Origin of the sequence: Saccharospirillum alexandrii (genome assembly GCF_004000275.1) — a bacterium.
Lineage (GTDB): Bacteria > Pseudomonadota > Gammaproteobacteria > Pseudomonadales > Natronospirillaceae > Saccharospirillum > Saccharospirillum alexandrii.
This window is the reverse complement of the sequence record NZ_RCIP01000005.1, coordinates 232,441-256,682: the sequence shown is the minus strand read 5'-3', so window position 1 is coordinate 256,682 and position 24,242 is coordinate 232,441. Positions and strand designations below refer to the sequence as shown.

Genomic DNA, 24,242 nt, shown 5'->3' with positions numbered 1-24,242 from the left:
TTCAGTCGCGCTGACTAGCGAATGCACCGGCTACAGGAAATCCAGAATATGGACAATCCCACTAGATACATTCAGTAACCGGTCATTTCTTGCAAAAGGCGACAGGCAGGTCACGACCAAAGACGAATCTAACCCCTTGACCCTAATGAAGTATTCTAACCGACACCCAAATACGGCCAGGCCGACATAAGGGCTGGCAAACAGGAACAGTGCGGACTAACATGCCCCTGTAGTTTGTATTATAAAAAGACAATAAAAATCAGAGCACTGCCATGACTGAAGCCATAAACCTCGATCCGCTCATGCCCGGCTACCCCTTCAACGCCCACCTGGTAGCAGGGATAACCCCTATCGACCAGGGGGGAGAACTCGATTTCTGGATTGAACGCCCCTCCGGATTGAAGGGCTACATCCTGAATCTCACCACCTCGGGTTCCGGGCTCGTTTTTCCGGGTTCAAAACACGAAACCCGGGTGAACACCGGCGATATGATGCTGATTCCGGCCGGCGCCTGCCATGATTATGGCCGTCACCCCGATGCGCCCAACTGGCACCACCGCTGGGTCTATTTTCGCCCCAGAGCAACCTGGAGCGAGTGGCTCAACTGGGCCCAGGTGACTCGCAATGTCGGGTTCATGACCATCGAGTCGCGAGAGCGCGTGCAACTGATCAGCCAGTTATTCAAAGACATCGACAGCAGCCGGAAAAACGGGAACATGCTCTCGGAAGAGCTGGGGCTGAACTTGCTGGAACAAATTCTGATTCGCTGCCGGGAATTCGACCAGCAACGACCACAGGCCCCGCTGGACAATCGCATACACCGCGTGTGCCAGTTCATCAACGACAATCTGAGCAAAGAGCTCTCCATTGCCGAGCTGTCGAGTGTCGCCTGCATGTCGAGCTCCCGGTTTTCCCATCTGTTCCGCAAGCAGATAGGCATCCCGATCCGCCAGTGGATCGAAGACCAGCGCATCAGCCTGGCCCGGCAGTTATTGCTGACGACCGACCTGGCGGTGAGCCAGGTAGCGCAGTATCTCGGTTATCAGGATGCGTTGTATTTCTCCCGGGTCTTTCGCAAAAACCTCGGCCTTAGCCCCCGTGAATTCAGAAAGAGCCACCAGTAAAGTGGCTCTATTGTGCAGATGTGAACAACCTTTCTGCACCCGAGCGTTCTGCCTAGGTGCTTTCCACTTTTTCCAAGGCAGGCTGTTCCGGGGGCTCCGGATTTTTCCCGGAGTATCGTCGGGTAAAATGAACAATCGCCTTCTGCATTAGAATAAACATCAGCAACAACGCGCCGATGGCCACTTTTGTCCACCAACTGTTCAAACTTCCATCGAAAATGATCAGCGTCTGAATGATGCCCTGAATCAGGGCTCCCAAAAACGCGCCAAAAACAAAACCGACACCGCCCGTGAGCAAGGTCCCCCCGATCACCACGGCGGCAATGGCATCCAGCTCTACCCCGACAGCGGCCAGCGGATAAGCCGAGCCCGTGTAGATGGCGAAAATAACCCCGGCCGCGCCGCTGTATAAGCCGCTTAAGGCATAAATTCTGACCAGGGTTGATTTAACCGGGACGCCCATTAACGCGGCCGATTGCACATCACCACCCACGGCATAGACGTTAAGCCCAAACCGGGTTCGCTTGGCCACCACAACCCCAATCGCCAGCAATGCCAGCATGGCCATGGCGATAAACGTCAGCCCGCCGCGGCCGGGCAAAGGCACATAAATCTCCGACAAGGTCACCAGCAATTCATGGTCGATGGGCACCGAGTTGAGGTTGATCATGTAAGCCAGCCCCCTGAACAGAAACAACCCCGCCAGCGTGACGATAAACGGCTGAATCTCGAAGTAGGCGATGATTACGCCCATGATCATGCCAAAAAAGGTAGCCGTGCACAGAGCAATAATAGCCGCATACACCGGGTGAATCCCCAAACCGGTAATCAGGTAGGCGAGCAAGACACCCACAAAGGCGATCATCGAGCCAACGGACAGATCAATCCCGCCAGAGATAATCACAAAACTCATCCCGACGGCGGTGACAATCAGAAAGGCGTTGTCAGTCAGCAGGTTGGTAAACACCAGCGTATCCCGAAACCCCTTGTACTCAACCATGCCGTACCCGTACAGAAGAATAAAAACCAGCAGTGTCGCGATGACAGGCAAATACCGTTCATTAAGCATCGGACGCCCTCCTGAACGATTGCACCCGGGCTTTGATAAAGTTCTGGGTCACCTTCGATTGCAACAGCAGCACCAGCAAGATAATACTGGCCTTAACAATGAGGTTGTATTGGGCTGGCAATCCACTGGTCAGAATCGCTGTGGTCAGGGTTTGAATGATCAGGGCACCCACGATGGTTAGCCCCAGATAGATTCGACCGCCGCTGAGCGACGCACCGGCGATAACCACGGCCAGAATCGCATCCAGTTCAAGCCAGAGCCCGGCGTTGTTCGCATCGGCACCGCGAATATCGGCGGCGATAATGACCCCCGCCAGCGCTGCACAAAAGCCGGAGAAAACGTACACCATAATGATCAACAGTTTCGAATCAATGCCCACCAGCCGGCTGGCTTCTGAATTGCCGCCCACGGCTTCAAGGAACATGCCCAATGCGGTTTTGCGCAGCACCAGGATTGTGATTGCAACGATCACTGCAGCCAGAACAACCCGCGCCGGCAACCCCATGAAAAAGCCGTTGCCGATGGCATCGATAAAGTCGGAATGGAACGTCACGATCTGGCCACCGGTAATCATCTGGGCGATACCCCGGCCCGCCACCATGAGGATGAGCGTGGCAACAATGGGCTGAATGCCGAACACAGCCACCAGCGTGCCATTCCATAACCCACAGGCCATGCCCGCCAACAGTGCGCAACCAAGCACAATCAGCGGGTGCAGTTCGGTTGACGTGGTCAGCACGGCGGTCACCGCGCCGCAGATGGCGATAATCGCCCCTACCGACAAATCGATGCCCTTGGTGCCGATGACAACCGCCATACCCAGCGCGATCAACGCCGTGGGTGTTGATCGATGCAGTATGTCGATCAGACTGCCGTAAATATGGCCGTCAACAATGCTGAGTTTCAGGAACCCGGGAACAACCAGGGCTGTTCCAACAATCAGTAAGAACAACGAAACAATGGGAGCCAGTGTTCTGGCTTCCAGCCTCATAATACTTTTAAAACGCATAAAACCCACCCACTCTACTCATTGCGCTATCGCCTGTATGATCGATTTCTGACTGATCTGGTTACCCGCGATTTCCGACACTTTTCCCCGGTCTCGCAATACAACCACCCGATGCGCAAACGCCACAATTTCTTCTACTTCAGACGACGCCACCAATAGAGACATGCCCTCTTCACACAACTCTCTGATGATGGTCAGGATGTCATGGTGTGCACCGACGTCGATCCCCCGGGTCGGCTCATCCAGAATTAACAGAGTCGGGTTGGTTACCAGCCAGCGAGCCAGAATGACTTTCTGCTGGTTGCCACCGCTGAGCTCACCAATGGGTTTTTCCATATCCGATGTTTTGATACTCAGGCGCTCAATAAACTCGCTGACAATGGCTTGCTGTTCTGCCATGGGAATGCGCGACCACCACCCCCGGGAAGACTGCAGCGCAAGAATCAGATTTTCCCGTACGCTCAGCTCGGCAATAATACCCCGGTGCTTGCGGTCTTCGGGGCAATAGGCCATGCCCTGCTCGATCGCCTGTTTTGGTGTGTTTATTGGCAGCAGTTTTCCAAGCCAGGCTTTGTTGCCCTGGTCAGGGCGTACCGAACCGTAAGCGAGTTCACACAGTTCCGTTCTTCCCGACCCCAACAGACCGGCAAGGCCAACGATTTCGCCTTGTTTCAAATTCAGATCAACGGGTTTCAGCATGCCGGTTTTACCGACCTGGCTGAGCGATAGCACGACAGGCTTTTCTTCCGCTTCGGTGACATCGCGCTGGTCGTGCTGCAGCATGTCCAGGTCCTTGCCCAGCATGTGGCCAACCAGTTCGGTTTGGGACAGGTTACTGGTCTTGAAGGTGCCAACATGGCTGCCATTGCGCAACACGCTGATGGTGTCGGAAATGGCGTAAACCTGATCCAGAAAGTGGGTCACGAAAATAATCGCCATCCCCTGTTCTTTCAGTTGTCGCATCAAACCAAACAGCCGGGCTATTTCGTCGCTGTCCAGACTCGCCGTTGGTTCATCCAGAATCAGTAACCTGGCTTTCGAACCCAAGGCGCGTGCGATGGCGACCATCTGTTGTACGGCGATGGAGTGCGAAACCAATAAACTGTTCGGGTCGATATCGAGCCCCACCCGGGCCAGCATTTCCTTCGCACGGGATTGCGCACTGCGCCAGCGGATCATGCCAAAGCGTCGTGGCTGGTCGAGCAGTGTCAGGTTTTCAGCAACCGTCATGGTCGGAATCAGGTTGATCTCCTGATAGACCGTGCGAATGCCGTTGCTTTGGGCGTCGAGTGAGTTTCTGATGTGAACGTTGCGACCATCCAGCATCATGTCGCCGCTGTCTTTGGTGTAGATGCCGGTCAGCACTTTAATCAGGGTAGATTTCCCGGCGCCATTTTCGCCCAATAACGCATGAACCTCACCTGCGTGAAAGGTCAGCGACACATCGTTCAGGGCTCGTACTCCGGGAAATCGTTTATTGATGTGCTCGATGGACAACAAAGGCGGCTGATTGACGTCCGTCATAATAGTCTTCCGCTGATAACATGATGCCCCACCCCCAAAGGGGGCGGGGCTGGTAGTGAACAAGCCTTAGCGGCGTGCCTGATACTCTGCTTCTGCGGTGTCTGGCAGATACAGCGGGCCGTTCGCCTTGATCCACTTATCGACTTCTTCGCCCCGCTCATGCGCAGCGATGGCATCGAAAGCCGGACCACCGAGGTGCGGGTTCAGTTCGATGGTGGCGTTGGCTTCGCCGTCGGCCATCGCCCGGAAAATATCGGGAACCGCGTCGATCGACAGCACCAGAATGTCTTCAGCCGGTTGCAGTTGGGCTTCTTTGATCGCCTGAATAGCGCCCAGGGCCATGTCATCATTGTGAGCAAACAACGCACAAATGTTACTACCGCCGCCTTCTGCCTTCAGGAAGCTTTCCATCACTTCTTTGCCGCCTGCCCGGGTGAAGTCACCTGACTGCGAGCGAATGATGTTCATGTTCGGGAAGTTGGAAATCACCGAGTCGAAACCGGTTTTACGGTCAATGGCAGCCGAAGAACCGACGGTACCCTGTAGCTCAACGATATCGCAGACGCCATTGGTTTCAGCGGCCAGCCAGGAAGCGGCAAGCGCACCTTCTTCGGTGAAGTCAGAGGCGACTTTGGTCAGATACAAACTCGGGTCGGCATCGACACCGCGATCGATAAGAACCACGGGAATTTCTGCGCGCTGGGCTTCGCGCAATACCTGATCCCAACCGGTTTCAACCACCGGGGCAAGCAGAATGCCATCAACGCCCTGGGCGATGAACGAACGAACCGCCTTGATCTGGTTTTCCTGCCGTTGCTGAGCATCGGAGAATTTCAGGTCGATGCCACGCGCTTCGGCTTCGGCTTTAATGGAGTTGGTTTCTGAGGTCCGCCATCCACTCTCGGAACCGATTTGTGAAAAGCCATAGGTTTCGGCGAACGTCGGGCTGCTGAGTAGAACCGCAGTGCTGGCAACCAGTGCTGGCAGCATCGATGTAAACGTCTTGCTAAGTTTCATAATTCACCCCTTGTGAGATTGTTGTTAGCATGGGTACACGGTGATCGTGAGTCAGCGCCACTAAAACTTACGGCCATGGGGTGAACAAGTAAATCCGGTCACCCGGACTCTAGTCCTTTTGTCCATATTCACAGCCTAATTAGCGTAAGGCGTTCCCGAACTGAAAAAACAGGGGCCAACCTTGCCCCTGTAACGGGCCGTCAGCCTGGTATCGCTTTCGGGTGTTCAAACCATCGGGTGAGTCTGAGCGGTACGTCAGTGCGTACCCTTAAACCACCCGTTAATCAATTGAGACGTATACATGCCCCATCGCCCAGTCATCCGGCACCTTATCACTGTTGTCGCCTTTATTGGGCTCTTTGTCGCCCTCTCGCTGCCCAACCGACTGGTCTGGATCGCGCCACCCGCCTTTGTCTTTTTCCCGCTGGAATTGCTGGTCATCGGTTTTTTATTGCTGATACCGGGCGTCGTCGGCAAGGGCGTGCATGGTTTGCTGGCAATGATGCTGGGCCTGGGGATACTGCTGCGCGGCGCAGATCTGGTCACCCATGAAATCTTTGCGCGGCGCTTTAATCCGGTTTTCGACAGCCACTTGCTGGCAGATGCCAGCCGCTTGCTGAGCGGGGTACTGGGCAGCCTGGCGTCGGCACTGGTTGCCCTGGGGCTGGTGTTGGTCATCGCCCTGGTGTGTTGGCTGGCGTATGTCATGCTCGGGCGCATTCAACGCACCTTGCAAGCCGCGCCGCGTCTGGCCGGTGTTGCACTGCTAGTGGGGTTGCTGGCCTGGGGCGGGTTGAAGGCCACGGGCTGGTCGCGCGCCGATACCTTCGCCTGGGATCAACTGGTCGCCCACGGGCGGGATACCGTTCACAGCCTTCAGGATATACAGGACTTTGCAGCAACGGTCGGTGATGATGCCGCCGCCGAATTGCCTGCCAATTCGTTGTTTTCGCGCCTGGAAGGAAAAGACGTCTACATTGTGTTCGCCGAGTCTTACGGCCGGGTGTTGCTGGAGCAAGACCCCTTCAAAGACCCGATAACCGACAAACTGGCCTGGGCGGAAGCCGCGCTCGACGCCGAAGGCCTGCAGATGCGCAGCGCCTTTCTAACCGCACCGACGGTCGGCGGACTGAGCTGGCTTGCCCACGCGTCGGTACTCTCCGGCGCCTGGATCGACAGCGAAACCCGTTACAAAAGCCTCATTCTCAGCGAGCGGGTTACCTTGAACCGCCTGTTTCAGCGGGCCGGCTGGCGCACCGTAGCGGCGATGCCGGCGATCAGCCTGGCCTGGCCCGAAGGCGCTTATTACGGTTACGACCAGATCTACCATGCCCATAATTTCGGCTACGAGGGCCTGCCTTTTAACTGGGTAACCATGCCCGACCAGTACGTCTGGTCGGCCCTGCAGGCGCGCGAGCGCAGCGCGCAAAACCGGCAACCAATCATGGCAGAACTGGCCCTGATTTCCTCGCACGCCCCCTGGACACCCAACACCCGAGTGGTGCCCTGGGGTCAGGTCGGCGACGGCCAAATCTTTAACGACCAGGCCCAGGCCGGGCCCAGCCCGGAAGAAGTCTGGAGCGATGTAAATTCCATTCGCCAGTATTACCGCCAGTCGATCGAATACATGCTGGAGACGCTGGTCTCCTACCTGCAGGAATACGGTGACGACGATCTGGTGCTGCTGGTGCTGGGCGATCACCAGGCTGCGCCGATGATCACCGGCGACGCCGAGAACCGTGACGTACCGGTACACCTGATTGCCAGCGACCCGGCGGTTATCGAGGCGATAGAAAGCTGGCAATGGCAACCCGGCCTGCTGCCGGATGCCAACGCCCCGGTCTGGCGCATGGACCTGGTTCGCGACCGCTTTATCGACGCCTTTTCCGAACCCGACAAGGAACCCAACTGATGGCACACACAGGATGGCGCGAACGCCTTGGTCTCTGGCGTTCACTGCTGATGTATTACGGCATTCCCGGAAGGCAGTCGCGCATGCGTCGCTGTTACGGCCAGTTCATTCGCCCAGGTGATGTGTGTTTCGAAATTGGCGCCCACGTCGGCAACCGGCTGAAGGCCTGGCGTGATCTGGACGCCACCGTCGTGGCCGTGGAACCACAACCCTTGTTAATGGACACCCTGCGCCGCCGTTATGGCAAAGACCCGAAAATTACCCTGGTCGAGAAAGCCATCGGCGCTGAACCGGGCGAAGCCACCCTGTTCATCAGCACGCGCACGCCAACGGTCACAACGATGTCACGGGAGTGGATAACCCAGGTACAACAGGATGCGTCGTTTCAGTCGGTGCGCTGGGACCGTGAAGTAACAGTACCCGTCACCACGCTCGATGCCCTGATCGAGCTTCACGGCGAACCCCGGTTTTGCAAAATCGATGTCGAGGGCTTTGAGCTGGCGGTTCTGCAGGGGTTATCCCGACCGCTGGCCGCCCTGTCGTTCGAGTACATCCCGGCCAGCATTAACATCGCGCTGGCCTGCATCGACCGTTTGGAAGCACTGGGCAATTACGAATACAACCTGGCGCCCGGCGAAACCCACCGCCTGCAGTTCGAGCGCTGGCTAACCCCGGGTGAGATGACACACAAACTGGAAGCGACCCGCGAAGGCAGCGGCGATGTGTATGCCAGACGCCTGGGGTATTTTTTTTAGCTTATAGTCGGATTTATTGATCAGGCAAGCACCGGCTGCTCGGGATGCTCATGTGGGGAAGTCCGCAGCATGGATGCTGCGGCCTAGGCTCCATGGATGGATTGAGTGGGCGGCATTCCGCCCGACCCCACAGGAGTATCCCGGGTAGCCGGTGCGAACCAATGCCGCTGAACTAACGCAAACCTCCGAGGCTCAATACTTAAGCGGGCAACGCCAGAACATCAGTATGCCCAACGGTACAGGTACCAGTGCTTACATTGGATAGCCGAAACTGAACCCAGTCTTCCAGCTCACTGGCCTCTATGTCCGGGTTATCGGCAACTGCCCCTGCAATACCGGTGATAAGCTCCGTTACCATCGCCTGATCTGCGCCGTCCAGCACCCAGGGGCTGCTAGCGGAATACACCTTGAAACCGACTTGAGTGAACAGTCGCTGCAGAACCGCACCGGAGTCCGGCCCCAGCGCCGGCCCAAAGCCCTTGTCTGTGCGCTGATCCTGATTAAACGCCGCCAGTACGGCGTCATCCAGCGGGTGATGCGGTGTCCAGTGCGTGGTGCCATCGTAGTTCAGGGCGGCATAGAGGCCGACCGGGTGTTGTTGGCTTAGGGCTTTCAGCTTTGTTGCCAGCGCGTCCAGAAAATCTTCGGACACCAGATCAAACAGCGCCGACGCTGTTATAAGACGGGCGCCTTCGAGTGGCAGTGATGTCAACAACGCCAGATCAGCTTTGCATGGCTCTATTCGGTGAGTCTCTCCATGTCGGCGCTCGGCTTCGTCGAGCAAGGCCGCATCGTTGTCGACCAGGCGCCAGGTCAGTGGTTGCTGTTCCGGCGAAGTGAGCGCTCGCAAGGTGGACCCCGTGCCTGCGCCCAGGTCAACCACCACCGGGTTTTGGTGTGGTGCGACCCCTGCCTCCAGCCACTCTATTGCCTGGTCCCGCAGGGCCTTGTCACGGGCACGGCGGTCTGCGGCTTCCCGCAGATCCAGCCAGTCGATACTGAATCCACTCATCGTTGCTGAGATTCCTTATTGGTGTATTGCGCTGGTAACTCACCTTCCAACACTGACTACCGAGACCAGCGGCGGTGACCGGGGGCACCCCTGTGGGGGAGTCCGCAGCAGGGACGCTGCGGTCTAGGCTCCAGGGAAGGATCTACGCCGACCCCACAGGGGTGTCCCCGGTCACCGTTGCGGGCCAAAGCCTACTGGTCAACTCGGACTCCGCAGTGTGTCTTCTGCCAACAGAGCCACCCGACAGGCGGTATCGGCCCAGGTGGGCAGGTTGGCAGCTGCGTTGCGGGCGCCCGCCTGCAATTGGCGGCGCAGGTCATCTTGGGTCAGTAAATTGCTCAACGCCTCTGTTAACGCGGCGGTGTCGTCGGGCGGCACCAGCAGGCCGGCGGATTCAGGCACCACATCCGGCACGGCGCCGGCCCGGGCCGCGATCACCGGTAAGCCTGCGGCAAGCGCTTCGGCGAAGACCATGCCGTACCCTTCGTACCGGGAAGGCAGGACGAACAGGTCCGCATTCTGGAACTCGGCCTCCAGGTCATCGACCGCGCCCACCAGTTGAATACGGTCTTGCAACTGGAGTCGGTTCACCTGTTGCTGTAGGGCTTCGCTCCAGTCGGGGTCGAACCCTTTGCCGCCGACAAAGCGTGCCTGCCAGGGCAAGTCGGTCAGGGGTGCCAGGGCATCGATGAGTACATCGTGGGCCTTGCGTCGGGTTAGGGAGGCTACCGTCAGCAACCGCAACGGCGACCCAATGCAGGGGGAGAAAGGGGCTGGGTCGGTACCCGGCAGCGCGACCACTACCTTTTCCGGAGGCATCGCGAACTGGTCGATCAGACTCTGCCGAGTGTGTTCACTGGTGACCAGCACAGCGCAGGCGGCATGCAAGGCCCGCTGTTCCGAAGCCTGAAACCGCTGCTGCTGAGCCTGGTCGAGGCCCGATTCCAGCGCCAGTGGGTGGTGGCACAAGGCGATGATGCGCAAACGCTGCGCTTCGGCTTCGGCGAGGTGCTCCAGCGTGCCGAAGGCGAGCCCGTCGATGATCACTACGGCACCCTCCGGCACGGCCGCTAGTGCCTCGCGGGCGTCTTCCAGCGCCTGATCGTCCGGGAACGGAAACTGATCGGAAAGCGCGATGGTTTCAACGCCCAGGCCCAGTTGTCGCAGCTCGTGAATCAGCCGGCGATCGTAATGATAGCCGCCCGTGGGCGTTTCCAGGTTACCGGGAAAAACGAAGTACACAGCAGTGATGTTCAATAGGGTTCTGATCCGTTCCCAACAGGGGGTCGTAGCTTATTGAGTAGCGTCCGGGCATGAGACAGCGAGCCGCCCAGACATCCGTGAACCGTCATAACAGCATTCCGAGTACCTAATGTCCATGCCTGAAGTGACCCGAATGACCAGCACACGCATCCCCACCGAATACGGTGATTTCCAGTTGTGTTTCTACACCAATACGCTCGACAATAAAGAACACTTGGCGTTTTTTATGGGCGATATTACCCGCGCCGGGTCGGTTCTGGTTCGGGTTCATTCCGAATGCTTCACCGGCGATGTACTCGGCTCCCGGCGGTGCGATTGCGGTGAGCAACTCGACCGCTCCATGGCCATGGTGGCGAACGCCGGGGTCGGCGTTGTGTTATACATGCGTCAGGAAGGTCGCGGCATCGGGCTGCTCGACAAGTTGCGCGCCTATAATTTGCAAGACCAGGGGTACGACACCGTGGACGCCAACTTAATGCTGGGTCACGAAGCCGACGAACGCGACTATTCGCTCGCCGCGCTGATACTGGAAGACCTGGGGGTGGATTCAGTGCGACTGATCACCAACAACCCGGCCAAGATCAGCGCGCTGGAAGCCGAAGGCATTACCGTATCGGAACGGGTATCGCTGGCCGTTGCAGCCAACACCGATAACGCCGGCTACTTGCTCACCAAGGCGCAGCGTATGGATCATTTTCTGCCGATCAAACCGGTCATCAAATCTGTGAGCTCATGACGCTGAATCAGGACATCGAACACTGGCTGCTGGCTGAACAGCAAGCCGCACAGAATTCACCCCAGGGTGCCAGCCGCAGGCGGCCGCACGTGACGCTCAGCTACGCCCAGAGCTGGGATGGCAGCATCACCACCGCCCCCGGCGAAACCATGGCACTAAGCAGCGACGCCAGCATGCAGATGACGCATCAGCTGCGCAGCCTGCACGATGGCATTCTGGTCGGCATTGGCACCGTGCTGGCCGACAACCCCCGTCTTAACGTGCGCAAATGGACCGGTAAAGACCCGCAACCCATCGTACTCGACAGCCAGTTGCGCATGCCGCCCACTTGCAAACTCTGCCAGAGCGCCGAGCATGGCTGCTGGGTGCTGACCACCCCGGAAGCGGCGACCGACCGCGATGACTGCGAACTGATCGTCGTGCCCGGCGATGCCGACGGGCACGTTAACCTGCATGAAGCCATGGCCGTCTTGCACGAACGCGGCATTCGCAGCTTAATGGTCGAAGGCGGCGCCTCGGTGATTACCGCCTTCCTGCGGACCGGCCTGGCCGACGCCGTGATATTGACCGTCGCCCCGGTGTTCGTGGGGGGTTACAACGCGGTGGGCCAGCTGGGCGACGCCGACCGCATGCCCTTCCCTCACATCGACGCCCTGCACAGCCGGCAACTGGGCAACGAACTGATTGTCTGGGGTCGGCTAGGCTACCAGGGTGACGCCGAAAACGGACCCAGGACATGACCAACAGCACCTCCAACAACACGGCCTCCCAGCTCTGGTTTACCGCGCCGTTTCAGGTAGAAGTGCGCAACGTACCTCTGGCGCTACCCGCGGCCGACGAAGTTCAGGTGCGCAGCCTCTACTCCGCCGTCAGCCCCGGCTCTGAATTATTGCTTTACCGCGGGCAACTGCCAGATTCGATGGCACTCGACAGCTCGCTCGAATCTCTGCAGGGCGCTTCCCAGTACCCAGTGCAATACGGCTACGCCTGCGCCGGCGAGGTGGTACAAACCGGCGCCGAGGTCGACCCGACCTGGTTGGGCAAGCGGGTGTTTTCCTTCCAGCCGCACGCCAGCCATTTCAATGCCAGGCCAGACCAGCTCATGCCGGTACCGGACGACATTTCCGCCGAGGCGGCTGTGTTTCTGCCCAACATGGAAACCGCCGTAAACCTGGTGCAGGATGGCCAGCCGATGCTCGGCGAACGGGTCGTGGTGCTCGGCCAGGGCGTGGTCGGTTTGCTGTTATCGGGCGTGCTCTCCCAATACCCTCTGGCCACGTTGAAGGCCGTTGAAGGCCAACCCAACCGCCAGGCCCTGGCCCGCCAACTGGGCGTGCAGGCTGTTTTCAACCCGGAAGACGCCACCCCGAACCAACAACCCGACTTGGCCGATGCCGATTTGATCTACGAGATCAGCGGGCACCCCGACGCCCTGAACCTGGCCATTGGCCTGAGTGGCTATGCCAGCCGCATCGTCATCGGCAGCTGGTATGGCAACAAACCGGTGTCGGTTGACCTGGGCGGCGAAGCGCACCGCAACCGCCTGCAACTGATTACCAGCCAGGTCAGCACCCTGGCCCCGGCCCTTGGCGGCCGCTGGAGCAAACAACGCCGCTTCGATGTGGCGTGGGAGATGATTCGCCGCATCGACCCGACCCAGCTGATCACCCACCGGCTGCCCTTGCGCGAAGCCGGCACCCTTTACCAGCAACTGCACGACGCCCAGGCCGGCATGGTGCAGCCGCTGTTTGATTACTCCGCTCACTAACCGAACAGGAAGCCTATGTATACCGTCGCCGTTACCCAGGATTTTATCGCCAACCATTATTTGATCGGGGGAGACTGGGGCGCCGAGAACAGCCCCCACGCCCACCACTACGTGCTCGAAGTGCGTATCGAAAGTGACACCCTCAACGAGCACGGTTACCTGGTCGACATCGTCGAAATCGAGGATGCCCTGAGCAAGGTGGTGGGGTATTACCGCGACAGCATGCTGAACGACAAACCCGAATTCGCCGGGCTGAACCCAAGTATTGAGCATTTCAGCCGGATTCTCAGCGAGCATTTGCTGGCCGACATCACGCCCCCGGGCACTGGCGCGCTCACGGTTAAGCTGTGGGAAAACGACAGTTGTTGGGCCGCCTATCGCCAATCATTCGGCTGACACCGCCTTGCCGGGAAGTCGGGGGCGGTGGAAGCTCCACAGACACCCCAACCCGACCAATAACACAACGGCATCGCGCAGGCGGGTCAGTGCAATCAGCCCCAGGGCCGCGCTGACCGGCAGCCCCAGCAACTGGAACGACCACAACATCGAAGCCTCGATAGTGCCAATGCCCCCCGGCACCGGCAGCAACATGGCCAGCCGCATGCCCACCATTATGGTCAGTAAATCGGTCGGCGACGGCGAGAGGCCGAGAAAGCGCAACAGCAGCCACAACTCCAGCACCAACGCCGCCCAACCCAGCAACGACAACAGCAATGCTGCCCAGAGTCGCCCCCGGTGCAGTGCCAGAGCGTTCTGCATTAACCGCACCAGCGCCTGCCAGCCGCCCTCCTGGTTGGAATCGCGTTCATCAGAACCACCCCGCCAGCGTTGCACCAACGGCCGAAACCGATTGGCCAGCCACACTGGGTGGCGCACCACCAGCGCCGCTGCCAATACCAGGGCCGCCAACACCCCGCCCAGTATGGCCGAGACCTGAAGGCCATCATCCAGCGGCACCATGGCCGTGCCCAGCAACATCAGCACGCCCGCGAGCAAAACGGCGATATTGGTACTGGTTTCCACAAAGCGGTCCAGCCCCAGCATGACCACGGCACGGTGCAACGGCTGGCCAAAGAAGCGCTTTAACCAAAACAGCTGCAACGGCTCGCCCCCAAAATGCGGCCCCGGGGTCAGAAAACTGACCGCACTGCCTGCCTGGCGCATCCGAAACAGACGGGCCAGCGACAACGGCGCCTGCAGTGCCTGCCCGAGCAGTTGCCAGCGTTTTACCGCCAAATACAGAATGGTGCCGTTAACCAGCGTCCACAGCAGCCAGTTGTGCCAGGTGAGCTGCCCTAGCTGGGCGGTAATGCTGTTCAGCGGCAGCTGCCTGAGCGTCCAGCCCGCCAGCGCGAGCGCCAGCAGCCAGAGCACCAGGGTGGTGAGGTTCCATCGGCTTAGGCCACGGCGTTGCGTCATGCTGCAGGCTCCCGGCGCGCGCCGATTCGCCCGCTTACATGCAGCCAGTCGCGGCAGAAGCCAATTAGCAACGGAATCATCAGAGCAATACCCAACCATTGGGTAAACGCCCCCGGCAGGGGTGGCCACAAGGCAAGCGCGACCAGCACCATTTGCGCCCCTGCCAGGTAACGCCGCACCTGGCTTGGGGGCAGCGCATACACCGGCCGTCCGCGTTGCCGGCGCCAGAGAATGCCCCACTGAAACAGGTAATAGGCCACACTGACCAGCAAATAAATAACCGGGAGTTTTCCAGTAAACACAGCGACTAGAGGCGCGATGAGCAAGCCGAAGGCATCCAGGGCGGTATCGAGCTCGGTACCCAGGCGCGTAGTCTGCTGCTGACGCCGGGCCACAAACCCATCGAGCCCGTCCAGCGCGGCCGCCACGGTATAGAACACGGCTGGCACGTAAAGCCAGCCGGCGTGAGCCTGAAGGGGGAGCATCGCCAGAAACCCGGCCGTAGCGCCAATTAACAAACCGCGCACCAATGTAATGCGGTTGGCCATGCCCAGACGGTTGAACGGGCGGTTATCGATGGTACTAACATTCAAATGAAGCCGAGTGCGGCACTGCCACAGCACAAACGCCCAGCCAGCAAGGCCACCCACTAACCAGCGCACCCCGGTGACCGGCCCTTCTACGACCCACAACGCCAGAGCACCGGACAGCAACGCACCGGCACCCAGCAAAGCGATGTGCACCAGTTCGCGAAGCAATGTCGGTGGTACACTGGTACCCGGTATATCGCTGAATGGCTCAATAGGACCCGGCATAAGCCTTCCGGGTAATGCGAAGCGGGCGGTTAATGATCATAATGCCTGAACCTGAATGAGGTGTGCCCGGAGTATACGACCCAAGGCCGCGATGGGACCAGTGGTGGTGGCCGCGCTGATCCAGGCCCCGGCTGGCCCCGTACCCTTTTGGCATGCACACTCATCACGCCCGATCCGCCCTTAACGGACAGGAAAGACACCATGTTACCTAGAAGTGCCTGGCCCGGTTATTGGCCCGCGGCAGCCCTGCTATTCATGGCCTGCCTGCCGTTCAGCCAGCCGCTCATCGCACAGCCGACATTCGCGTCTGATCCCTTGCCGTTCAGCCACCGCTGGCTTCAAGGCCAGGCTCGTGAACTGGCAAATGAGCCCTTTGCACCCGATACCCTGGCCGATGACAACGCGCTGCGCGCGCTGAGTTACGACGATTACCGGCGCATCGTGTTTGACCCGAACGCCGCCGTGTGGGGCAACGAACCCCGGCCCTTTCAGCTGCAGCTGTTTCACCCCGGCTTCCTGCATACGATGCCGGTTGGCATTCACCTGGTGAAAAACGGCTTAGCCCGTCGCCTGGCTTTCGATACCGACCTGTTCAACTACCACGACAGCCCGGTTGATGCTGATGCACTAACCGCAGACGGCTATGCCGGCTTTCGGGTACACCACCCCATTAACACCGCTGAACGTTACGAAGAATTCCTCGTATTCCTGGGCGCCAGCTACTTTCGGGCCGTGGGCAAAAACCAGTTTTACGGCCTTTCAGCACGCGGGTTGGCGGTCAACACCGTAGGCGAGGGCGACGAAGAATTTCCGCATTTTTCCGATTTCTGGATTGAACGGCCCGCCACGGGTGACGGCGATGTGGTTATTCACGCTCTGCTAGACAGCCCCTCGGTCACGGGTACCTATCGCTTTACCGTTATGCCCGGCGACCAGACAATAATCGACGTTGATGCCAGCCTTTACCCGCGCCGGGACAGACCGCGCGTGGGCATAGCCCCGCTGACCTCCATGTTTATGTTCAACGGCACCAACCGTGCCCGGTTCGATGACTTCCGCAACGCCGTACACGACTCCGACGGCCTGCAGATTCTGCAGGCCAATGGCGAGCAGATCTGGCGACCGCTGGCCAACCCCGCGCATTGGCAAGTCTCCTCCTTTGAAACCGCAGACTCGGCCACGCCCGTCGGTTTTGGCCTGCTGCAGCGCCGACAAGCCTTCGAGCAATTCAACGACAATGAAGCCCGTTACGACAAACGGCCTTCACTCTGGGTAGAACCCCTGGGCGATTGGGGCGAAGGCCACGTCGAACTGCTGGAAATTCCGACTGACAGTGAATACCACGACAATATTGTCGCCTACTGGCAACCGGCTGACGGCTTCAAAACCGGCCAGGAATACCGCTACCAGTACCGCCTGCACTGGAGCACCGGCTCGCCGTTCGCACCGGAACAGGGCCGTGTTATGAACACTGCCTCTGGCACGGCGCTCGGCAGCGACGACCGCGTTTTTGTGATTGATTACAGCGGCGGGCAGGCCCTGCCAAACCTGGCTGACAACCCCGGTGCCGTGCGCATCAATGCCAGCACCAGTGCCGGCGAGATCACCGGTGTGAGCGGCACGCTGGTGGAAGCCACCGGCCATTACCAGGCCTATGTAAAACTCAACCCGGGCGAAGCCGACCTGGCCGAGCTGCGCGTGGCGCTTGAAGTAGACGGCCAGCCCTGGGGTGAAACCTGGCTCTACCGGTGGACGCGATGAAAGCAACGCTCTCGCTAACGCCACCGGCATCGCCCCTGGCCATGCCCACTCAGCGGCTTTCACAACCCCCGGCCACGCACGCAGCCGGCCAAACGCCTAGCCCCTGGCTGGCCCGTTACTTTACCTTCGGCGGCAGCCTCGCGCTTACCGTGGCCGCCAGCTGCCAGATGTACCTCACACTGCCGCTCAGCGAAGCGATGACGGCAACCGGCCCCGGCGACCTTTGGGTAACGGTATTGCTGTGGATGCTGCTGGGCCTGTTCACCCTGACCTTCGGGTGGATTTCACTTTCAGCCACCGCCGCCCTGGCCGGGCTGCTCTTCAACCGCACCCAAGCCGGAAAACAGCAACTCCTAGCCAAGCCCAATGCCGCCTTGCAGGGCAAAACCGTACTGCTGATGCCCGTTTACAACGAAGACGCCGCCAACGCCTGTGCAGCTCTGGCGGCAATGGCAGAAGACCTCGGCCGCCTGAACCTGAACCGGCATTTCGAGCTGTTCATACTCTCAGACAGCACCGTCCCCGACATCATTGCCGCCGAAGCCACCGCCGTGCAGCACTTGCGCGACCGCCTGGGCGAGACAATGCCCGTCTGGTACCGCCGCCGCACCCAGAACACCGAACGCAAGGCCGGCAACATTCGCGACTTCATCAACCGTTGGGGCCGCAGTTACGACTACATGGTGGTGCTCGATGCCGACAGCCTGATCGCCGGTGACACCCTGGCCACCCTGGTGCGGGAAATGGATGCCGACCCCAACACCGGCATTCTGCAAACTCTGCCCCGCCAATACGGCGGCGAAACCCTCTTTGCCCGGCTGCAGCAGTTTGCGGGCGTGGCTTACGGCCCGGTGTTCGCGCGGGGCCTGAGCGCCTGGCAGGGCGACAGCGGCAACTACTGGGGGCACAACGCCATTATCCGCATTCGCGCATTCGCGGCGGCGGCCGGCTTGCCCGAGCTGCCCGGCCCGCGCCCCTTTGGCGGCGAAATACGCTCACACGATTTTGTAGAAGCCGCGCTGATTCGTCGCGCCGGCTGGTCGGTAAAAATGCTGCCCAACCTCGCGGGCTCCTGGGAAGAATGCCCACCCACCCTGCTCGACGCCGCCGTTCGCGACCGGCGCTGGGCCCAGGGCAATGTGCAACACCTGGCCGTATTACTCACCCGAGGCCTGCGCTGGCCAAGCCGGGCGCACATGATCATGGGCGTTATGAATTACCTGACCTCCCTGCTGTGGCTGGCCATGGTGACGGTTGGTTTGGTACTGAGCACCCGCTTTGCGCTGCAAGAAAGCCAGGGTTTAGCCGGTGGCCTGCCGCCCCTGTTCGATTCAGACCGCATGGTCGGGCTGTTCGTGTTCACCATGGCCTTGCTATTGCTGCCCAAGCTGCTTGGGCTGCTGGGTGGCTTACTGAGCAAAGCACGGCGTGGAGGGACCAGCCGGCTGAGTTTTTTCGTGAGCGCTCTGCTGGAACTGCTGTTCTCGGTACTGCACGCCCCCATTTTCATGCTGGTGCACAGCCGCCACCTCTGGGAAATTGCCCGGGGGCAAGATTCAGGCTGGTCTGCCCAGCGGCGGCAAGGGAGTGGTGTAATCTGGCGGCCCTTACTGGCCAGCCATGGCGTGCAAACCGCACTTGGGTTGTTGGTTCTGGCACTACTGCTGTGGTTATCGTCGACGCTGCTGTACTGGATGCTACCCACCGTCATCGGGCTGATACTGGCCATACCGCTTTCTGCCCTGAGTGGCAGCAAAACAGCCGGCCGTTGGCTGGCTAAATGGGGCCTGCTGGGCATACCCGAAGAGGCAACCCCACCCGGTATCATGCAACGCCGACAGGAGTTTCTGGCCACTTATTCAGCAGCAATACAGGCCCGATAACAAAACACCCGGGCCTTACAGCATGCGCCGAAATATTCCGTCTTTCTGAACCATATGCTTCATCGCCGCCCCAATGTGGCCGACGATCAACACACCCAGCGTTATCGCCAGGGCACCGTGAATGGCAAATAACCGACCGGCCAACGCCTCGTTCACCGGCACAAACGGCATGGCCGGCAAATGATAACCACCCACCGTAATCAACGCCGGAAACGCCGTAACACCTGCCCAACCAAACAAGGGCGTCAGCACCAGCAAAACATAGAGCAAGTGGTGCAAACTCTTGGCGGCCAGTTGCAACTTGCGGGGCAATTCATCCGGATACGGCGGGCCTTTAAGCCAAACCTTCATCACAATCCGCAACACCATCAGCAACAGAACACTGAAGCCGATTGCCTTATGCCAGTTATACAAGGTGTTCGTTAAGGCACCCCAAATTTCAGCTTCTGCACGTTCAGCCATCACAACGCCAATGGGAATTAATGCAAAGACCATCAGGGCCATTAGCCAGTGCAGCAGTCGCCAGGCTAGTGGGTATTTTTGGATGTGGGGCACGGATTGCTTCCTCAATCTGATCAAGCGTACGATGGTTCGTTTCCTCTTCATTGATCATAGAGGTTAACGGTACAGGCGACCATCGATTTGATTGACCTGTGTCCTTGAGGGGTTACTGATTGATCGCATGTTGTTGATACAACAAGATGGTGGGCCCTCCGGGACTTGAACCCAGGACCTGCCGATTATGAGTTGCGAAAAGGCCCTTTTCCCAACATTTCCCAAACTGTCTAAATGTTTATTTTTCCTTAAAATACAGTAACTTACGACAATCCTTGTTTTGCCTCCATTTCCCTCGTATGCTCATTTTTCCGTTCAAAAGTAGCACCAGGGTAGCACCAGAACATGGCTATACCCCACAAGGGAGGGGCTTTGGAGACCAAATTTCGCTTCACCAAGAAGGCACTGGAAGACCTGCCGATCCCCACTAAGCGGGTCCGGGTGCGCGACGAAGGCGTTCCCGGACTGGTTCTGGAACTGACGCCCAAAGGCGTTCGCACCTTCCGGGTCTACAAAAAGATCAAAGGCCACGCCAGCCCGATCAACGTCACCCTGGGCAAGTTCCCGGACCTGAGTATAGAGCAGGCACGCCGACAAGCCACCGAGGCCATCCACCGCCTGGGCGACCAGGTGAACCCGAACGAGGAAGCCCGAGCGGCACGCAAGTCCAAGGTGACCCTGGAAGAAGTGTTTAAGGATTACTGTGCCGCTCGCCCGCTTACGCCCAGTTCCCTGCGCGGCTACACCACCGTCATCAACAACTACCTGGACGCCTACAAGACCAAGCCCCTGGCCAACATCACCGAAGAGGTGGTGAAGAAAGAGCACCACCGGCTGTCCCAGGCAAGCCAAGCCCAGGCTGATTTGACCATGCGAGTACTTCGCGCCCTGTTCAACTTTGCCAAATACGAATACCGGGGCCTGAACAATCGATTCCTGTTTGACCACAACCCGGTGGGCATCCTGAGCCACCAACGGTCCTGGAACAAAATCCCGCGCAAACACACCCGCATCACTCGCAGCCAATTGCCGGTCTGGTTCCAGGGCGTGTGTACCCTACGGGATACAGGGGAAGATTTTACCGTGGCGGTCTGCGATCTGGTGGAAATGGCCCTGCTGACCGGCCTGCGCAAATCCGAACTGCTGGGACTGACCTGGAACCAGGTCAACATGGCGGACCGTTCCTACCACCTCACCACCACCAAGAACGGCGACCCCCTGGAACTGCCCATCACGGACCGGGTATTCAGTATTCTGGAGCGACGCCAACGGCTCTATAACACACACGGCTTCGTCTTCAATGCCGACAACCTGCATGGCGTCATCCGGGAGCCCAAAAAAGTGATCAATCAGATCCGGGAGGCGACCGGCGTCGAGTTCACCTTGCACGACCTGCGCCGCACCTTCACCACCACCGCCGAATCCCTGGGTGTAGGCACCTACACCATAAAGCGGCTACTTAACCACCGGACCCGGCGCGATGACGTAACCGCCGGTTACGTGGTTCTGACGCCGGAAGAATTGCGCCCTTCTGCCCAGGCCATTGAAGACGCCCTACTACAACACGCGGGCCTTACCCCACCGGCACAAACCCTAGACACGCGCTTTCAGGCACTTATTGCCAGTCTGTCTGAAGATAAAAAACAACAACTCATGGCTGAATTAACTAAGGAGTCCCTATGAGTCAAAAGGACACTAAGCAGCGAATCAACGAGTCGTTTGATCCAGGTGATACTAAAACGATGATTAAAGCATTTACAAATATGTTCAAGCACCTAGAAGAAAAGGGAATAAACCATCGCAATAAACTCTTAATGGAACGTGAAGAGCGTCTCAAGAATGAGACAGCCATGGCCGCATTCCTTGAGCTTTGGCTCAAGCGGGAGACCTGGCTATTACATTCTGAGGCACTCGCTATCTGCCAAGCTTACGAGCCACGACACTCCTATAACCAGGCTTTCACACACAATGAATGGGCTCAAGAAGTCAAAAGCCACATTGAAGCGGCCAGGTTCAACGAAAATTTGGTGATAAATCCACAAGACAAGCCCACTGAATGGCGTGGCAAACCTCTGAACTATATCCAGTGGTTAAAAAGCCAAAAGCTTCACCCAATAAAGCCCGTGGAGGACGCACTTGCGAAGCTGATCAATACACCCGATCAGCTTGGCCAATTTACAGAAAACCAAAAAACCCGAAATACTACCCACCATGCACATAAACGGGAAGCAATCCTTAAAGCAGCCCTCGCTATCGCAACTGACTACCGCGAACAGTGCACTCACAATGGAAAGGTCAGCGCCAGTGCTATTGCAAGAGTCATGGAGGAGAAATCGCCGCTCTATTTTGAAGATGGCATTATTCCTTTGTCTACAGAAAAAACCGTGAAAATCATCAGAGATGCGCTAAAGACGACCAAATCTTGATTACAAATCACACTGGCCCACCCCCTGACTGCGGTGGTTAAGCTTAGCTGTCCGGACACCTAAGCTTAGCTGACCACATGCCCCCGAAATAGCCCCATACAATCTGAAGCCTACATTCACCGAAATGAAGGCACAGACTCATGCAAGCAAATATATCGGAGCAGCTACTTACTCCCCAGCAAGCATCTTCCTTCCTGGGCGTTAGCACCCAGACCCTAGCGATCTGGCGCTGCAACAAACGCTACGACCTCAGATACGTGAAGGTGGGCCGCTACGTGCGCTACCGGCACTGCGACCTCATGACGTTCATAGAGGGCCGCACCGTCAGTGTTGAAGGTCATACGCCATGAAGAGGAACTGCGGCAGAAAACAGCATCACATCAAATCCAGTGGTCCCGCCCAGCGCTTAAGAGCCATAGTGGCAATAACGTTGATCGTCTTGGCCATCAATAGTGGGCTTAACAGTCTGACGCTCGGCTACTGGATGACCAAACGAGGCCCCGCTGAGTGCGCAGCTAACCGACCCTTTTCAGACCTCATTATTGCGCGGGTACCTTACCAGCAAGGGGGTGTAGGTGTCTGACTTGGACCTGAATAAACAACTAGCCAAGATTGGTACTGTTCAATGCCGCCAATGGTCAAAACAGATCTTTGAACGTCACCTGCCGATATCCCTGTATCTGAAGCACGCTTACATTCGAAAGGCCAGACAGTCAGGGTACAAGGCTGCCAATGCACAACTCAGAGAAGTTGACCAGGTACTCCGCTGGGCTGACGGTAGCAGCGTTGTATTCGATCAGGACAGAATCAAACACCTTGCTTTGCTGTACAGCGGTGACTCGAAACACCTCTTCGACGGTACGTACAAGCGTACTTCCGACATACGTACGTCCGCCTTTTCCGTACGTACGTTCGTACAGAGTTTTGGCGTGAAATCCAGCTTTGATGAGAACTGGAGCCGCTATTCTAATGAAGAAATGCTGGCTGCTTGTAAGCGGGCCTTTGATGAAAAAACGTGGAGACGAATGCTTAAAGAGCATTCCCAGCGCACGGTAGAGGGAACACTTCGAAAGCTAGGCTTCGTTCGAAAGCAATCTGGTGTATACATATCCAATTACGGTGCAAGTAGAGTCAAGGCGCAGCGAGCACGAAACAGAACCTGGATCGATACCATGGTGGCGATCAATGAAGAAGGCATCCAAGTACCCTTGCGGGAAGCCGTCGACGCATCGATTTCCAACCCAAAGGTTCGACATGCAGAGCTGATGGCTCGCCTCCGTGGCTATGAAGAAGAGGCCAAAGAGCATGACTGCGGAGCCTTGTTTCTCACCATGACCTGTCCTAGCTCATTTCATGCAATACTCGGCGAAAGCGGTCGCAAAAACCCTAAGTTTGAGGGGCACACACCCGAAGATGGGATGGATTACCTAAACACTACGTGGGCGCAAATTCGAGCTGATCTAAAGAAGAAAAAAATCAAAATAGCTGGGTTCAGAATATGCGAGCCGCATCATGATGGCACGCCTCACCTTCATTTCCTGCTTTACTTACCAAAGCCTCAGACTGACGACTTTCGGGCTATTTTCATCAAACATAACCTAAAGCAGTTTGGAGACGAGCAAGGCGCAGAGCAGTACCGTTGCGATATCCAAGAGCTGGACTTGGAAAATGGCTCCCCTACCGGCTATATCGCCAAGTACATCGCCAAAAATATTGATGGTGAGGACGTAGGCGAAGACTTGGAGGCTGGGCAGGAGGCCACCACCACGGCTGATCGCGTAACGGCCTGGGCATCTTTGTGGGGCATTCGTCAGTTTCAGCAGATCGGAAGCACACCCGCCACAGTGTACCGTGAGTTCAGACGTCTTCCAAAACCCCTAGTCGGCAAGCACGCGGAAAAAGCGGAACGGGCCCGAACAGCTTCTGACAACGGCGACTATGCAGCCTTTATAAAGGCAACGGGTGGCATGTTTGTACAAAGAAAGCACCTCACATTTCGAGCCTTCCACATTGTTAAAGAACGGCTTTCATCTTTTGGTGAGGAGGTGAAGCGACTGATTGGAATACTCTCTACAGAGCAGTCCGTGGTCATCCAGACTAGGTTTCACGAGTGGACTTTAACGCCTGCGTGTATGTTGATTACTCAAGAGGCGGCGCAGCCGCCTCCCTTGGAGTACTGGCAATAACTGTACTC

General features: G+C 58.0%; 22 protein-coding genes. 13 read left to right on the top strand and 9 right to left on the bottom strand.

Features of this window, described 5'->3' with window-relative positions; translation table 11 throughout:
* The first annotated feature begins 272 nt into the window (after window positions 1-272).
* Entirely contained in the window at window positions 273-1,124 is an 852-nt protein-coding gene (araC, locus tag EP166_RS18805) for an arabinose operon transcriptional regulator AraC (protein ID WP_127559955.1), read from the top strand.
* A 52-nt stretch (window positions 1,125-1,176) separates the two neighbouring features.
* On the opposite strand, the gene yjfF is transcribed toward araC, so the two are convergent.
* The 4 genes from yjfF to EP166_RS18785 all read right to left on the bottom strand — a co-directional run bounded on the left by yjfF (window position 1,177) and on the right by EP166_RS18785 (window position 5,743).
* Window positions 1,177-2,193, bottom strand: a complete 1,017-nt coding sequence (yjfF, locus tag EP166_RS18800) for a galactofuranose ABC transporter, permease protein YjfF (protein ID WP_127559953.1) — start codon at window positions 2,191-2,193, stop codon at window positions 1,177-1,179.
* Window positions 2,186-3,202 (bottom strand): ABC transporter permease, encoded by a 1,017-nt coding sequence (locus EP166_RS18795; RefSeq protein WP_127559951.1) that lies wholly within the window; start codon window positions 3,200-3,202, stop codon window positions 2,186-2,188. Before EP166_RS18795 ends, yjfF begins: the two co-directional genes overlap by 8 nt.
* A gap of 18 nt (window positions 3,203-3,220) precedes the next feature.
* The gene (locus tag EP166_RS18790; protein WP_127559949.1) at window positions 3,221-4,726 is read right to left on the bottom strand and encodes a sugar ABC transporter ATP-binding protein; all 1,506 of its coding nucleotides are present in this window, start codon (window positions 4,724-4,726) and stop codon (window positions 3,221-3,223) included.
* Between the two features lie 66 nt (window positions 4,727-4,792).
* Window positions 4,793-5,743, bottom strand: coding sequence for an ABC transporter substrate-binding protein (locus EP166_RS18785; RefSeq protein WP_127559947.1), 951 nt, complete (start codon window positions 5,741-5,743; stop codon window positions 4,793-4,795).
* A 301-nt stretch (window positions 5,744-6,044) separates the two neighbouring features.
* On the opposite strand from EP166_RS18785, the gene EP166_RS18780 reads away from it, so the two are divergent.
* Complete coding sequence (locus EP166_RS18780; protein WP_127559945.1) at window positions 6,045-7,655, top strand: sulfatase-like hydrolase/transferase; 1,611 nt, start codon at window positions 6,045-6,047, stop codon at window positions 7,653-7,655.
* Window positions 7,655-8,410: an FkbM family methyltransferase gene (locus EP166_RS18775; protein WP_220432636.1), complete on the top strand. Its 756-nt coding sequence runs from the start codon at window positions 7,655-7,657 to the stop codon at window positions 8,408-8,410. Before EP166_RS18780 ends, EP166_RS18775 begins: the two co-directional genes overlap by 1 nt.
* 199 nt (window positions 8,411-8,609) lie before the next feature.
* Here the strand turns inward: EP166_RS18775 and EP166_RS18770 are convergent, their stop codons facing one another.
* Both EP166_RS18770 and EP166_RS18765 read right to left on the bottom strand, forming a co-directional pair.
* Window positions 8,610-9,422: a class I SAM-dependent methyltransferase gene (locus EP166_RS18770; RefSeq protein WP_127559943.1), complete on the bottom strand. Its 813-nt coding sequence runs from the start codon at window positions 9,420-9,422 to the stop codon at window positions 8,610-8,612.
* Between the two features lie 198 nt (window positions 9,423-9,620).
* Window positions 9,621-10,679, bottom strand: a complete 1,059-nt coding sequence (locus tag EP166_RS18765; protein ID WP_220432635.1) for a glycosyltransferase family 4 protein — start codon at window positions 10,677-10,679, stop codon at window positions 9,621-9,623.
* Between the two features lie 139 nt (window positions 10,680-10,818).
* Between EP166_RS18765 and ribA the strand changes: the two genes are divergently transcribed.
* From ribA to EP166_RS18745, 4 genes are read left to right on the top strand one after another with little or no spacing between them, the layout of a single operon-like run.
* Window positions 10,819-11,421 carry a GTP cyclohydrolase II gene (ribA, locus tag EP166_RS18760; protein ID WP_246026346.1) on the top strand — a complete coding sequence of 201 codons (603 nt, stop codon included), beginning with the start codon at window positions 10,819-10,821 and terminating at the stop codon, window positions 11,419-11,421.
* Entirely contained in the window at window positions 11,418-12,161 is a 744-nt protein-coding gene (locus EP166_RS18755) for a RibD family protein (protein ID WP_127559939.1), read from the top strand. Before ribA ends, EP166_RS18755 begins: the two co-directional genes overlap by 4 nt.
* A complete protein-coding gene (locus tag EP166_RS18750) occupies window positions 12,158-13,189 on the top strand; it encodes a zinc-dependent alcohol dehydrogenase (RefSeq protein WP_127559937.1) in 1,032 nt (343 codons plus the stop codon). The genes EP166_RS18755 and EP166_RS18750 overlap by 4 nt, the downstream gene beginning before the upstream one ends.
* A 15-nt stretch (window positions 13,190-13,204) precedes the next feature.
* Window positions 13,205-13,585, top strand: a complete 381-nt coding sequence (locus EP166_RS18745) for a 6-pyruvoyl trahydropterin synthase family protein (RefSeq protein WP_127559935.1) — start codon at window positions 13,205-13,207, stop codon at window positions 13,583-13,585.
* On the opposite strand, the gene EP166_RS18740 is transcribed toward EP166_RS18745, so the two are convergent.
* On the bottom strand, window positions 13,574-14,608 hold the full coding sequence (locus EP166_RS18740) for a lysylphosphatidylglycerol synthase transmembrane domain-containing protein (protein WP_127559933.1): 1,035 nt from the start codon (window positions 14,606-14,608) through the stop codon (window positions 13,574-13,576). The genes EP166_RS18745 and EP166_RS18740 overlap by 12 nt on opposite strands.
* Complete coding sequence (locus EP166_RS18735) at window positions 14,605-15,423, bottom strand: CDP-alcohol phosphatidyltransferase family protein (protein ID WP_127559931.1); 819 nt, start codon at window positions 15,421-15,423, stop codon at window positions 14,605-14,607. The genes EP166_RS18740 and EP166_RS18735 overlap by 4 nt, the downstream gene beginning before the upstream one ends.
* A gap of 201 nt (window positions 15,424-15,624) precedes the next feature.
* Here EP166_RS18735 and EP166_RS18730 point away from each other — a divergent pair, with 201 nt between their 5' ends.
* Window positions 15,625-17,184, top strand: a complete 1,560-nt coding sequence (locus tag EP166_RS18730) for an OpgD/OpgG family glucan biosynthesis protein (protein WP_127559929.1) — start codon at window positions 15,625-15,627, stop codon at window positions 17,182-17,184.
* Window positions 17,181-19,067, top strand: a complete 1,887-nt coding sequence (mdoH, locus tag EP166_RS18725) for a glucans biosynthesis glucosyltransferase MdoH (RefSeq protein WP_127559927.1) — start codon at window positions 17,181-17,183, stop codon at window positions 19,065-19,067. Before EP166_RS18730 ends, mdoH begins: the two co-directional genes overlap by 4 nt.
* 15 nt (window positions 19,068-19,082) lie before the next feature.
* On the opposite strand, the gene EP166_RS18720 is transcribed toward mdoH, so the two are convergent.
* The gene (locus EP166_RS18720; RefSeq protein ID WP_164744013.1) at window positions 19,083-19,622 is read right to left on the bottom strand and encodes a cytochrome b; all 540 of its coding nucleotides are present in this window, start codon (window positions 19,620-19,622) and stop codon (window positions 19,083-19,085) included.
* Window positions 19,623-19,994: 372 nt separating this feature from the next.
* On the opposite strand from EP166_RS18720, the gene EP166_RS18715 reads away from it, so the two are divergent.
* The 4 genes from EP166_RS18715 (at window position 19,995) to EP166_RS18700 (ending at window position 24,234) form a co-directional block, all read left to right on the top strand.
* Window positions 19,995-21,305, top strand: a complete 1,311-nt coding sequence (locus EP166_RS18715; RefSeq protein ID WP_164744012.1) for a tyrosine-type recombinase/integrase — start codon at window positions 19,995-19,997, stop codon at window positions 21,303-21,305.
* A complete protein-coding gene (locus EP166_RS18710; RefSeq protein WP_127559922.1) occupies window positions 21,302-22,048 on the top strand; it encodes a hypothetical protein in 747 nt (248 codons plus the stop codon). The genes EP166_RS18715 and EP166_RS18710 overlap by 4 nt, the downstream gene beginning before the upstream one ends.
* A gap of 140 nt (window positions 22,049-22,188) precedes the next feature.
* On the top strand, window positions 22,189-22,398 hold the full coding sequence (locus EP166_RS18705) for a helix-turn-helix domain-containing protein (RefSeq protein WP_181952734.1): 210 nt from the start codon (window positions 22,189-22,191) through the stop codon (window positions 22,396-22,398).
* A 234-nt stretch (window positions 22,399-22,632) separates the two neighbouring features.
* Window positions 22,633-24,234 carry a replication endonuclease gene (locus tag EP166_RS18700; RefSeq protein WP_127559920.1) on the top strand — a complete coding sequence of 534 codons (1,602 nt, stop codon included), beginning with the start codon at window positions 22,633-22,635 and terminating at the stop codon, window positions 24,232-24,234.
* The last annotated feature ends 8 nt before the right edge of the window (window positions 24,235-24,242 follow it).